The organism is Muricaecibacterium torontonense (assembly GCF_004793925.1).
Lineage (GTDB): Bacteria > Actinomycetota > Coriobacteriia > Coriobacteriales > Atopobiaceae > Leptogranulimonas > Leptogranulimonas caecicola.
In genome coordinates this window covers 268,082-280,133 of the sequence record NZ_SRYE01000004.1, presented here as the reverse complement: position 1 = coordinate 280,133, position 12,052 = coordinate 268,082, and the positions used below count along the sequence as shown (strand labels likewise).

The window sequence follows — 12,052 nt, the reverse complement described above, 5'->3', positions numbered from 1 at the left end:
GGACGTCGCCGACCCGCCCTAGGCGTCACTTCAAAGCCCCGTTGCCACTCCAGTGGCAACGGGGCTTTTTGCGTTTGGGGGAAGGTTTGAGAGTTTAGTCGCATTGCATGATGCAGTTATTAATAGCACCAATAATAGTTTGTGATGCTTTTTGAGAATCCACTTCCAGTGCAACTTGAAAGCTTTTATCGGCAAGAGAGGCAGGCGTGGTCTCTCCAATGAGGGTCCGGGCGCGTTGGGAGCCATTGAGGATCACGGATATGGGTGCAATGGGCCCATCGACGAGCTGAGGATGATCGATGATGGCCGCTGCCAGAGGATCGTGAAGAGCGCAGCCACCCATCGTGGGGTTATTGCGCTGATAGGCGTGGATATAAAAATCTGCCATGGAAGCCAAAAGCTGCCCGGTTTCGTTGAGCTGGCTCCAGCAGGAGGTATGTCGGCGCGTAAGGGTTGTCTTCATGGTGACGTCCAGACCGACCACCTTGGGGATTTGATTGCCTGCGTGACAATGGGTCCAGGCAGCAATCCAAGAACCAGAAAATACCTGAGAGGCCGCCTCTGGGTCATTGTTGATATTGGATTCAGCATGGGAGGTGACATTCCCAGGTACCAGGAAAGCTCCGCCCATACATGAAATGGCCCCGGCATGGGATAAGGCCTCAGGATCTTGGTCGAGAGCAAGTGCAATATTGGTGAGAGGGCCTGTGGCTACGATCGCAAGGCTGCGGCCATAACTTCGGCAAAGGTGGTTGATGGCTTTTGGGGCGATGAGTTTATCGGCGCGTCGAGGTGAAGGGGGAAGCATAAGTTTGCCCAGGCCAAAGAGCCCATGGATGGCTTTGACGGCAGATGAGGGCTCGAAGGGGGAGGACTTGCTCCAGACAAGCGGGTGGGACGCTCCGGGATAGACAGGGATGTCATCGCGACCCAAAAGATGCAAAATTGAGAGCGCATTGGATACGCTTTGGGCCTGGGAGACGTTGCCAAAAGTAGCGGTGATGCCTATAAGCTCTAGGTCAGGAGAGCCAAGGACATAGCAAATGGCAAGGGCGTCGTCGATGCCGGTGTCTAAATCCAAAAGAACTTTAGTGGTCATGGACCCTCCTGGAAATGGCAGCTGAAAGTCGCCTACCTGCAGATATGCCACAAGAATAGAAATGTCGCGAGGAACTCGATGACTTTATTCTAAGGGACTAGAGTTGCCTGAATCTTAAGGAGAGTCCATAATGGCGTTTCAGATTTTAAGTTCTGTTCAGGCAGTACTGCCCTCTGGGAAGAGGAAGCAGCCATGCTGTGTAAGAAGAGAGGATTGGCCATGGGTATGTTTGACGGTAAGACGGTGATCATCACTGGCGGCGGTTTTGCAGGGCTGCGCGATGGCTCGGCGGGCTCCATTGGTTACGGCATCGCCACTGCCTTTGCAAAAGAAGGTGCGAACCTTGTGGTTACCGGCCGCAACACTGCCAAGCTGGAGGAGGCCAAGAAGCGCCTCGAGGCCGACTTTGGAGTGCGTGTCCTTTGGGTTCAGGCTGACGTAGAAGCTGGTAAAGACAATAAAGCCACCGTGCAAAATGTGGTCGATCAAACAGTTGCCGAGTTTGGCGGCATCGACGTGCTGGTAAACAATGCGCAGGCTTCGGCATCGGGCGTGACACTGGCAGATCACACGCCCGATCAGTTTGACCTGGCTATCTATTCTGGCCTTTATGCCACCTTCTATTACATGCAGGCCTGCTACCCCTACCTCAAGGAGTCCAAGGGCTCTGTCATCAACTTCGCTTCTGGTGCCGGTCTCTTTGGCAACTATGGCCAGGTGGCCTATGCCGCTGCTAAGGAAGGCATCCGCGGCATGAGCCGTGTGGCCGCTACTGAGTGGGGTCCCGATGGCGTGAACGTCAACGTGGTATGCCCTCTGGCTTGGACCAAGGCTCTGGAGGACTTCCAAACTGCCTATCCCGACGCCTTCGAGGCCAATGTTCACATGCCTCCCATGGGCCACTATGGCAACGTTGAGACCGAGATTGGTCGTGTAGTAGTTCAGCTTGCAAGCCCGGACTTCAAGTTCATGACGGGTGAGACCCTTGTACTTGAGGGTGGAATGGGTCAGCGCCCCTAAAGTTTCGATCCCGTGCATAAGCTGCCGAGAAGAGCCGACCTCCTTTGTGGGGAGTCGGCTCTTTTGCTGCTCGCCTGCCGAGATTCGGCCCAAAAAAGCTTGTAGGGGTCGTTAGAGCGCGGCCTCGTCCGTATCCCCAGTGCGGATACGCCACACGTGGCTCACGGGCGTTACAAAGATCTTGCCGTCGCCCACCTGGCCCTCATCGTCGGTCTTCGCTGCCGAGACGATGGTCTTGCACAGGTCTTCGGCTCGCTCATCCTCACACACCACGATGATGATGGCTTTAGGCTGAGTTTGCACCAAGACCTCGGTGCCGCGGTAGTACTCGGTAAATCCATGCTGCTGGCCCATGCCCTGGGCCTGGAGGATGGTCATGCCGCCTGCGCCTGCCGCAACCAGCGCGTCGCGGGTGCGAGACACGGCTTCGGGCCGAATAACAGCTTCAATCTTTTGCATGGCTCAAAGACTCCTTAGCGTAAAGGTTGAACGGGAGAGGAAGGGCAGGGGTTTCTCGGTAAGGAATGGCCGAGAAAAACGCCCATCCCTACTAGTGAAGGTCCATGCCGGAGTAGGCGGGGTAGGAGGGCTCGGAGTGCGCTGCGACGTCGAGGCCGATCTCTTCGTCCTCATGGGCAACGCGCAGGTCGCCGCCCAGGCGCTTCAAGAACCAGGCAAGCAGGAAGGAGAGGCCCCCGGCCCACGCGATGACAAAGAGCACGGAGAGCAGTTGGCGCACTACCTGCATGGGGTCGCCAAAGATGAGGCCGGCGAAGGGACCATAGGCAGGATTGGCAAAGATGCCTGTGAGGATGGTGCCCGTCATGCCGCCAATGCCGTGAACGCCAAAGGCATCTAAAGCGTCGTCATAGCCCAGACGCGGCTTGAGGCGAGAGACGGCGAAGAAGCACACCACAGAGACGATGACGCCCATGAGCACGGCGGCCCAGATGTCTACGTAACCGGCGCCAGGAGTGACTGCTACGAGGCCGGCCACCGCACCAGAGCACGCACCAAAGAGGGTGACCTTGCGGGTGCTGGCATACTCGCAGGCCATCCAGGAGAGCATGGCGGCGGCAGCGGCGGTGTTGGTAGTGGCAAAGGCGAGGCCGGCCTGTCCGTTGGCTGCTCCGGCAGAACCGGCGTTAAAGCCAAACCAGCCCAGCCATAAGAAGAGGGTGCCTAGCAAGATGAAGGGGATGTTGTGTGGCTGGTAGGAGAGCTTGCCGTTGCCAAAGCGGGGGCCCACCATAAGGGCGAGCACCAGCGCGGTGACGCCAGAAGAGATGTGGACCACGTCGCCGCCAGCAAAGTCGTAGGCGCCAATGGCATCGGCAATCCAGCCGCCGCCCCACACCATGTGGGCCAGGGGACAATAGACGATCAAGACCCAAAGGCATATGAAGACAAGGAATCGAGAGAAGCGCATGCGCTCGACGATGCCACCCACGATGATGGCCACGGTGATAAGGGCGAACATGCCCTGGTAGAGAGCCCATACAAACTCGGGGATGGTTCCCCAGACGGTATCTACAGTCACTCCTGAGAGAAAGACCCGCTCCAAGCCTCCCAAGAAGGGGTGGGCCAAAAAGCTGTCGCCTGCACCGGTGCCAAAGCCCGATCCAAACACCAGGCTGTAGCCGACAGCCACCCAGATGATTGACACCACGCCCGCTACGGTGGTGCACATGAGCATGGTGTTGCCTACGTTCTTGCGACGTACCATGCCACCATAAAAGAATGCAATGCCCAAAGTCATGATGAAGACGAGAAACGCGCTCACCAAGATAAAGGCAGTGTCTCCGGTGTCGATCATGGATGCCTCCTTTAGAAGTCGAGCCGCGCAGCCTTAAATACGCAGCTGGTTAGGAGGCACTTTCTCCTCAGTTGGTTGCCTCATGGTTTCAGAAACAAAAGATGGAATAGATGCTTACTCCCCCTTTATGGGAGTGAAATCCCAGAGAAACTCAGTTAATTTGCAGGAATAAGCCTTTACCCAGCTACGAGGGGCCTTTTGGACAATTTAGAGCGCGAGGTAGATACTATTGAAGCGCTACGAAATATAGAAAAGTAAATTCATTCTTTCTTAAGATGCATGAAAACTCCTTCAGAATGCATATTTTTGTTCTTGCAATTAATCGAAACCCATAGAGTCACCTTCATGCAAAGTCAAGCAGTTAAGGTAAATTTGGGAAACTTAAATTCCATTTAAAGACGTGAAATACTAATTAGGGGATAGTTTTGGGGTTTGCTAAAGGCCTATTGAGGAACTATGAACAATAGACAACAGACTGTTTAAAGAGGGACCCTCTTGGTGCATAATCCCACTCGACCTAAAGCCGGTGCCCCATTGGCGGAATCGCATTTCGTATGCTTTGGAGAGGTTGCGTCCGCTTCGCCTGTGGCATCCCAGGCGCCTTGCGTACCCGGCTCGACTGAAAGGATTCACCCATGAATTCCATCGCTATCGTGTACTGGAATGGCAATGAGAAGACTGAGACCATCGGCCGTATGATTGCTCGTGGCGCTGCAGACTCCGGCGTGCTGGTCACCATTTTTACTGCAGAAGAGTTCAAGCCTTCCCGCATGGCTTCGTTCAATGCGGTGGCCTTTGGCTGCCCCACGGTGGGCGATGAGGAATCCTATTCCTTCGACGCCTATCTAGACGAGCTGGGAGAGCACCTCCACGAGGCTCCTGTAGCCGTCTTTGGTTCCTACGAGGACGCCGGCGATGCCGTAGATGTGTGGGAAGAGTCCATGGTGAACCGTGGCGTAGAGCTGGTTTCTGCCATCAAGCTCGACAATTTCCCCCAGGGCGCCCAAGTGGAGCGCTGCATGGCGCTGGGTGCCAAGCTGGGGTCCTTTGCCAAGAGCGAGGAGCTCGACTCCTACGAGGAAGCCCAGATGGCGCTCGCCTAAACCCTAGAAAACCCCACCATAAAGAGCCAATGATGCCGGCATTCCTGCAGCTTGCAGGGGTGCCGGTGTTTGTGAGGTTTGTTTATCCGCCACAATAAGCGGACGGCTGCTTGAAAGTGGAGGTGGTCGGGTAGTAAATGGGCGAGTTATTTTGAGGCCCAGTCTACTGAGCCCTCGCAGGTATTTACATTTGAAGGAGCAACTCATGCGCATCAAGAACGCTAAAGTGTTTCAACCCGACGGTACGTTCAAAGAGACCGATATCGTCACCGAGGGCGAATATATCAAGTCTGATGCCGCCGCTGACGGCGAGATTGTCGACGCCTTCGACTTCATCGCCCTGCCCGGCTTGGTAGACATCCGTGTGAAGCAGGCTGCAGACACTGTCTACGATGATGCAGGCAACTATCGCGTTGACGAGGTCTCCCGCTATGAGGCTGGCAATGGCGTGTTGGGCTACATGCCTGCAGTGAGCCTGCCTGTCGCCCATGCCAAGAAGGTTACCAAGACGATCTTGGACTGGAACGGCGACGAAGCTGCCCGCAAGGATGACAACGCCACTATCCTGGGTATTTCCTTGGAACACCCGCTGGCTCATATCGAGGATGCCAAGCCTTCTGAGGAGTCCTGGAAAGATCTGGCTTACGACGACGTGGATACCTTCCGCGACCTCCAAAAAGACGCCCAGGGTCTCATCAAGGTCATCGATGTGGACGCTACTCATGAGGGTATCGAGACCTATGTGCGCGAGACCTCCAAAGACGCCGTGGTGGCCATTGTCGACAACGATGCCACCTTTGCCCAGGCCGAGAAGGCCATCAAGGCTGGCGCCACCCTGGTGTCTGCCCCTTGGGCCGAGCGTATCCAGCTGGATGACAAGAAGCCCGGCGTGATCGATGCCGCCTTCAAGAACGACGGCGTCTTTGTAGAGCTGGTGGCCAGCGAGGACAATGGTTCCAAGAAGGACATCGTTGCCAACTTCGCCTTGCTGCAGGATCGCGTGGTGCTGGTATCTGAGGACGGCAACCTGTTCGACGCTATGAAGCGTGCCATCGAGATGGGCGTTCCCGCTCCCGTGGCCATCAATGCCGCCTCCCTCACTCCTGCCCTGGCCACCAAGCAAGAGGGCAAGGTGGGCTCTCTGGAGGATGGCCGTCTGGCCAACATCATCCTGGTCGACTCCAGCTACCACATCAAGCATGTGATCAACCGCGGCAAGATGATCCTCTAGCTTGCAGCTCCCTGCTCTTGGGGCGCAGGCAGATATAACCTCGAGAATCTCTAGGCTCCGGCGCCTCGACATTTGAGGTGTCGGAGCTTTTTTTGCAGGTTGAAATCAACTCAGTAGCCGCACCGTGTAAAGCACCCGGGTCCTTAAATTTTGGTATTCAACCCGTCTTCTCCAGGGGATTTATAAGGCGTAGAGAAGCTTCTTCGACCTTCTTAGATGGGTGGGTGACAGGGCCATGCGCTGGGATGTGCCACACAGATCGCTTCTGGCAGGCGCCAAGGTCCGCCCTGCGCAGGTTGGACATGCGTCCAACAAGACCCCTCGAGATCATAGCTTTGACGGGTTTGCGCGCCATGAGGCTTCAGTGACCGAGAAGCACTACCCCCTCGACCTGGGTGGATCTGCGCTGGCGGCGCTCATTGTAGGTTTGGTTGTGGGGGCGCTCGTGGCCATCTTGGAACTCAACCCCAGGTTTAACTACCATACTGCGCTTTATCTTAGCTTTCCCTCTGGTTCCGTGGGCATCTGGGCCATTTTGGTAGTGGTCATCGCCAGCCTGAGCCCCAATGGCCGCCAGGCAGCGGTACGCACCGGCTGCTTCTTGGCAGGGGTGGTCACCATCTACTACATCGTGCGTTTTGCCAACTACAGCGGCAATAACTACCGCATCATCCAGTCCATGTCAGAGGTTATGAGTCGCAAGTCCTCAGCTATTCAGGGTACTTGGTGGACCCAAAGCCGCATCCTTGCCATTGTCGTGTCCTATATGGCCTGCCTTTTGGGGGCCATTGTCGCGTGGGGCATCGCTCGGTTCTCGGGCACTCGTCACTATTGGCTCTTTGCCTCGATCCCCATCTTTTTGCTGGTCTTCGAGGGCTGGAGCTACTTTGTGCCCATGGCCCTCTACGTGCACATCAACTACGTTCCTGCGGTGGTGGACGTAGTGGGAGCCCTGGCAGTCACCTGGATCTTGGTCCAAAATCGCCAAGACGCTCAGGAAGCTCAAGAGCAAGCTGCCTAGCGAGAACCAAGCTTTTGGGCAAAGCTTCTTTTGGGTTCCTTAATACCTAATGTGGAAGACGTTGTCTTCAGGGATAGGGTCGATAGGATCGATATCTTCCACCGTAAAGCTCCAGGGAAGACGCGAATAGGCCCGTTGAAGTTGCGCAAAGAAACGTTGGCAATTCTCGGCAGATCCTTGAAGCTCCATAGAGACTGAGCCGTCGTCCTCGTTTTTCACCCAGCCGGCAAGATGCAGATGATTCGCAATGTCTGCAGAAGTGAAGCGAAAGCCTACGCCTTGGCAGCGCCCTCCAAACCGTACTGCGTAACGACGGAGCCCTTGATCCGGGATGTGGGGATTGGGGGAGACGGGATTGGCCATGAGAGCCTCCAGGTAAGGAGAGGGGCGGTTTTTGAAGGGGCGCAAGAGTTCTCTATAAAATCCTTCTGTGACCCTGCTCATCTTTATAATGGATTATTAGCGTGCGAAGGAGGGAGGGCTATGGCGTTCGTGAGCTTTCAAGATGTGCGTAAGGTCTATGCCATGGGCGACGTGTCTGTGGTAGCGGTTGACGGCATGACCTTCTCTATTGAGCAGGGGGAACTCTGCATTATTGTAGGGCCTTCGGGCGCAGGTAAAACCACGGTGCTCAATATGTTGGGCGGCATGGACAGTCCTACCTCGGGCACCATTTATTTGGGTGACAAATGCGTTTCGTCCATGGACAAAAGACAGCTCACAGCCTATAGGCGAAACGATATTGGCTTTGTCTTCCAGTTCTACAATTTGGTGCAAAACCTTACGGCTCTAGAGAACGTGGAGCTGGCCAGTCAAATTTGCGCCAACCCTCTGCCCGCAGCAGAAGTGCTCGAACAGGTTGGGCTTGCTCACAGGCTCAACAATTTCCCTGCTCAGCTTTCTGGCGGCGAGCAACAGCGCGTGGCCATTGCCAGAGCCATCGCGAAGAATCCAGCGCTGCTGTTGTGCGATGAGCCAACCGGCGCGCTGGATTACCGCACCGGCAAATCAATTCTCAAGCTTTTGCAAGATACCTGCCACCAAACCGGGCAGACGGTGGCTATCGTCACCCACAACCTTGCCTTTACACAGATCGCAGACCGCGTGATCTCGGTGCGTGAAGGGCGAGCTGCCTCCATCGAGGTCAACCCTCATCCGGCCGATGCCGCCACTGTGGAGTGGTAGCCTATGCCCCCCATCTACTGGAAAGAGATAGGGCGCACCATCAAAGCGTCGCTGGGCCGCTTCATTGCCATCGTCATCATCGTGGCCATGGGCTGCGGCTTTTTCGCTGGCCTGCGCATGACCGGTGTGGGAATGCGCAAATCGGCCGATGCGTTCTACGACGCCACTCGTTTGTTCGATATCCAGCTGGTCTCCACGTTGGGTTTTAGCGACCAGACCGTGGATGAGATCGCAGTCACCCCCGGGGTCGAGGCGGTCATGCCTCAGCGCACAGTGGACGTCATGGCGGACATCGACGGCACCTCCCACTCGGTGCGCATCATGTCTTTTAATGAGGAAGCCGCTAAGGATTCCCAGGTAGATGGCCCTGCAGTGCTAAGTGAAAACGGGGGGTACCTGGATCGCCTCATGCTTATGGAAGGTCGCTGGCCCACTGCCGACAACGAATGCGTGGTGCTCTACAAGAAGGCCATTGCGGGGGCGATGCCCAAGACAGTCAAAGTGCTCTATAGCCCCGCCGATCTCGACGGCGTGCTCAAAGTACGCGAGTACCAGGTGGTAGGAATGGTGGAATGCGCTGCCTTCACCAATGAGACCACGCTTTCTACCACCTCGTTGGGCAGCGGCATGCTGGGACAAGTGGCCTTTGTGGGGCCCTCTGCTTTTGACAGCGACACTCCCTATACCCAGGTCTCGGTCGAAGTCTCTGGGGCCAAGGATGCCCTCTGGGGGACCGATGCCTATCAGCAGCGGGTTGACGAGGTGGCAGCCTCTATCGACAGCCGCCTTGCTGGTATCGCAAACGGTCGTCTGGCCCAGGTGCGCGATGAGGCCCAAAAGACTTTGGACGACAATCGCACCACCTACGAACGGGAACGCGCCGATGCCCAAGCCCAGCTTGACGACGCCAAGGCTCAGCTGGAAGACGCCAAGGCCCAGCTGGATTCAGGCCAGGCCTCCTTGGACGAGGGACGCGCCACCCTTGCCGAGAAACGACAGCAGTTGGTGGATGGCCGCGCTCAGTGGGAAGAGGGCTCTGCTGAGCTGGCTGACAAAGAAGTCGAGCTAGAAAATGGGAGGGTGGAGCTGGAGCAGGCGCAGGCCACCTTAGACGACAACAGCGCCACTCTCCAAGAGGCCGGGCGACAGCTGCGAGAGGCTCAAACGCAGTTGGAAGCCCAGGCCTCTGCCATCGATGAAGCCAAGCAGCAGATCTCTGCCTATGAGCAGGGATGCCAAGCACTGGTGTCTGCTGCACAAGCCCAGGGGTTTAAGGGCGCTACGGTGGCAGAGATCCAGCAAGAGGCGGCAGTCCTTATCGGCCAGCTGGAAGCCGCAGCTGCTGCTGGCCAACCTATCTCCCAAGAGACGCTCGCAGGCCTTAAGGCTTTGGAAGCTCAGGCAAACACGCTGCTGGACAACGAGAGCGCCATTCAACAGGCCAAAGACGGTGTGGCGCGCTATGAAGAGGGGTTGGCTGCCCTCAAAGCCCAGGAGGGCCAGCTCGATGAGGGGGCGCGTCGGCTAGAGGCCGGCCGCTCCCAGCTGGATGCCCACAGAACGCAGCTAGAGGAGGGCACGGCGCAGATTGCAGCAGCCAAAGAGCAGTTGGCGTCCACCAAGGCCCAGCTGGATGATGGCGAGCGGCAGATTCAAGAGGGGCAGCAGTCGCTGGACGAGGCGGCCGTGAGGCTTGAGCAAGGCAGAAAAGACTACGAGAGCGGCCTGGCCGAGTATAAGGAAAACGAGGCAAAGGCCCAGCAAGAGTTTGCAGAGGCCGAGGCCAAACTTGCCGATGGCCAGGCAGAGATAGACGATATCGCCCGTCCTGACATCTATCTGTTGGACCGCACGCGCAACTATGGCGCGGAATCCTATAAGTCCGATTCCCAGCGTATCGACGCCATCGCCACTGCCTTTCCGTTCTTCTTCTTTTTGGTGGCAGCTCTAGTATCGCTCACCACTATGACGCGCATGGTGGATGACGAACGAGGACTCATTGGCACCTATAAGGCGCTGGGATATTCGGTGGGCGCCATCTGTACCAAGTACCTCATCTATGCAGGGCTGGCCTCGGTGGTCGGTGCGCTTTTGGGCATTCTTACCATGTCCCAGCTCTTACCCGGCGTGATCTTTGATGCCTATGGCATCATCTATGCGGTCCCTGCTCGGCCGTGGCCGCTGCCCATCGAGGCGCCTCAAGCGCTGGCGGCGGCGTTTCTCGGCATCGCGGTGACTTTGGGCGCCACCTTGTTCGCCTGCCTTTCCAGCTTGCGAGAAAGCCCGGCCTCGCTCATGCAGCCTCGTGCCCCCAAGGCTGGAAAACGCATCTTGCTGGAGCGCGTCAAGCCCCTTTGGAATCGCCTGTCATTCTCTTGGAAGGTCACCTTCCGCAATATCTTTCGCTATAAGCGCCGCTTCTTCATGACGGTGGTGGGCATCGCCGGCTGCACCATGCTGCTGCTCACAGGCTTTGGGGTGCGTGACTCTATCAACGACATCATCGATAAGCAATTTGGCGAGATCATGCACTACAACCTTACGGTGGGCCTCGCCGAGGACGCGACGCCTGAGGAGCATGAGGCCGTGGTGACCTACCTGGCAAGCCATACCAACGCAGCAGCCACCCAGAGCGCCTATACAGAAAACGTCATGGCAGACAGCGCCGCCAGCGACGGCAAAAACCATACGGCCACGCTGACGGTGCCCGAGGATGCCTTGGGGTTTAGCTCGGTGATGACCTTGAGAAACCGTGTCACCAAAGAGCCCTGCGAGCTTGCTGACGATGCCTGTATCGTGACCGAGAAACTCGCCGCCTCGCTAGGCGTCGCCCCTGGGGATACCCTCGAGCTCTACCAGGAAGACGCCGTGGGCAACCGCACCGGAAGCCCCCACAAGATTACGGTGACCGGAGTCTGCGAGACCTATCTGGGCTCGGTGGTCTACCTAGGCAAAGGGGCCTATGAGAAAGCCTTTGGCCCTCTGCCGGAAGCCCACACCGTCTATGGGCTGGTGCCCGAGAGCGGCTCTGAGCGCCAAGAGATCATCGAGGCCGTGGAGGCCATGGGCGGCGTGGACACCGTGACGCTCAACGACGAGACCATCGCCAGTTACCGCTCCATGCTCAAATCGGTGGATTCGGTGATGATCGTGCTTATCGCGGCGGCGGCGTTGCTGGCCTTTGTGGTGCTCTACAACCTGGCAAACATCAATATCGCCGAGCGCGTCCGCGAGATCGCCAGCCTTAAGGTATTGGGATTTACTCCAAAAGAAGTGGACGCCTACGTGTTTCGCGAGATAGTGCTCATCGTGATCATCGGCGCGCTGGTAGGCCTTGTCATGGGCGTGTGGTTTGAGTCCTACGTCATCGTGACTGCCGAGGTGGACGCTGCAATGTTTGGCCGCGAGATCCATGCTGTGAGCTTTGTCATGGCCTTTGGGCTCACCCTGGGCTTCTGCGGACTGGTACTTTTGGCCATGCTCCCCAAGCTTGCCTCCATCGACATGGTAGAAAGCCTCAAATCGGTAGAGTAACATTTATATGTCTATGTATTGACCCCTTTGCACCCGGAGGACC

10 protein-coding genes are annotated in these 12,052 nt (G+C 56.9%); 6 read left to right on the top strand and 4 right to left on the bottom strand.

What is annotated here, in order from left to right; genetic code table 11:
- Positions 1-94 precede the first annotated feature (94 nt).
- Positions 95-1,099: a nucleoside hydrolase gene (locus tag E5334_RS07580; RefSeq protein WP_136012981.1), complete on the bottom strand. Its 1,005-nt coding sequence runs from the start codon at positions 1,097-1,099 to the stop codon at positions 95-97.
- Between the two features lie 192 nt (positions 1,100-1,291).
- Between E5334_RS07580 and E5334_RS07575 the strand changes: the two genes are divergently transcribed.
- Positions 1,292-2,119, top strand: a complete 828-nt coding sequence (locus E5334_RS07575) for an SDR family NAD(P)-dependent oxidoreductase (RefSeq protein ID WP_275438984.1) — start codon at positions 1,292-1,294, stop codon at positions 2,117-2,119.
- A 111-nt stretch (positions 2,120-2,230) separates the two neighbouring features.
- On the opposite strand, the gene E5334_RS07570 is transcribed toward E5334_RS07575, so the two are convergent.
- Positions 2,231-2,578, bottom strand: coding sequence for a P-II family nitrogen regulator (locus tag E5334_RS07570; RefSeq protein WP_136012980.1), 348 nt, complete (start codon positions 2,576-2,578; stop codon positions 2,231-2,233).
- A gap of 91 nt (positions 2,579-2,669) precedes the next feature.
- Positions 2,670-3,935, bottom strand: a complete 1,266-nt coding sequence (locus tag E5334_RS07565) for an ammonium transporter (RefSeq protein WP_136012979.1) — start codon at positions 3,933-3,935, stop codon at positions 2,670-2,672.
- Between the two features lie 635 nt (positions 3,936-4,570).
- Between E5334_RS07565 and E5334_RS07560 the strand changes: the two genes are divergently transcribed.
- The 3 genes from E5334_RS07560 to E5334_RS07550 all read left to right on the top strand — a co-directional run bounded on the left by E5334_RS07560 (position 4,571) and on the right by E5334_RS07550 (position 7,290).
- Positions 4,571-5,038, top strand: a complete 468-nt coding sequence (locus tag E5334_RS07560; RefSeq protein ID WP_136012978.1) for a flavodoxin domain-containing protein — start codon at positions 4,571-4,573, stop codon at positions 5,036-5,038.
- A 205-nt stretch (positions 5,039-5,243) separates the two neighbouring features.
- On the top strand, positions 5,244-6,269 hold the full coding sequence (locus tag E5334_RS07555; RefSeq protein ID WP_136012977.1) for an amidohydrolase family protein: 1,026 nt from the start codon (positions 5,244-5,246) through the stop codon (positions 6,267-6,269).
- A gap of 235 nt (positions 6,270-6,504) precedes the next feature.
- Positions 6,505-7,290: a hypothetical protein gene (locus tag E5334_RS07550; RefSeq protein WP_136012976.1), complete on the top strand. Its 786-nt coding sequence runs from the start codon at positions 6,505-6,507 to the stop codon at positions 7,288-7,290.
- 39 nt (positions 7,291-7,329) lie between these two features.
- Here the strand turns inward: E5334_RS07550 and E5334_RS07545 are convergent, their stop codons facing one another.
- The gene (locus E5334_RS07545; protein WP_167604348.1) at positions 7,330-7,653 is read right to left on the bottom strand and encodes an acylphosphatase; all 324 of its coding nucleotides are present in this window, start codon (positions 7,651-7,653) and stop codon (positions 7,330-7,332) included.
- Between the two features lie 120 nt (positions 7,654-7,773).
- On the opposite strand from E5334_RS07545, the gene E5334_RS07540 reads away from it, so the two are divergent.
- Both E5334_RS07540 and E5334_RS07535 read left to right on the top strand, forming a co-directional pair.
- A complete protein-coding gene (locus E5334_RS07540) occupies positions 7,774-8,475 on the top strand; it encodes an ABC transporter ATP-binding protein (RefSeq protein ID WP_136012974.1) in 702 nt (233 codons plus the stop codon).
- A gap of 3 nt (positions 8,476-8,478) precedes the next feature.
- Entirely contained in the window at positions 8,479-12,009 is a 3,531-nt protein-coding gene (locus E5334_RS07535; RefSeq protein WP_136012973.1) for an FtsX-like permease family protein, read from the top strand.
- Positions 12,010-12,052 lie beyond the last annotated feature (43 nt).

What these genes read in the sequence shown, in the direction of transcription:
- E5334_RS07560 (WP_136012978.1), top strand. Translation starts at nt 4,571, where the DNA reads ATGAATTCCATCGCTATCGTGTACTGGAATGGCAATGAGAAGACTGAG.
- E5334_RS07555 (WP_136012977.1), top strand. Translation starts at nt 5,244, where the DNA reads ATGCGCATCAAGAACGCTAAAGTGTTTCAACCCGACGGTACGTTCAAA.
- E5334_RS07570 (WP_136012980.1), bottom strand. Translation starts at nt 2,578, where the DNA reads ATGCAAAAGATTGAAGCTGTTATTCGGCCCGAAGCCGTGTCTCGCACC.
- E5334_RS07580 (WP_136012981.1), bottom strand. Translation starts at nt 1,099, where the DNA reads ATGACCACTAAAGTTCTTTTGGATTTAGACACCGGCATCGACGACGCC.
- E5334_RS07540 (WP_136012974.1), top strand. Translation starts at nt 7,774, where the DNA reads ATGGCGTTCGTGAGCTTTCAAGATGTGCGTAAGGTCTATGCCATGGGC.
- E5334_RS07575 (WP_275438984.1), top strand. Translation starts at nt 1,292, where the DNA reads ATGCTGTGTAAGAAGAGAGGATTGGCCATGGGTATGTTTGACGGTAAG.
- E5334_RS07565 (WP_136012979.1), bottom strand. Translation starts at nt 3,935, where the DNA reads ATGATCGACACCGGAGACACTGCCTTTATCTTGGTGAGCGCGTTTCTC.
- E5334_RS07545 (WP_167604348.1), bottom strand. Translation starts at nt 7,653, where the DNA reads ATGGCCAATCCCGTCTCCCCCAATCCCCACATCCCGGATCAAGGGCTC.
- E5334_RS07535 (WP_136012973.1), top strand. Translation starts at nt 8,479, where the DNA reads ATGCCCCCCATCTACTGGAAAGAGATAGGGCGCACCATCAAAGCGTCG.
- E5334_RS07550 (WP_136012976.1), top strand. Translation starts at nt 6,505, where the DNA reads ATGCGCTGGGATGTGCCACACAGATCGCTTCTGGCAGGCGCCAAGGTC.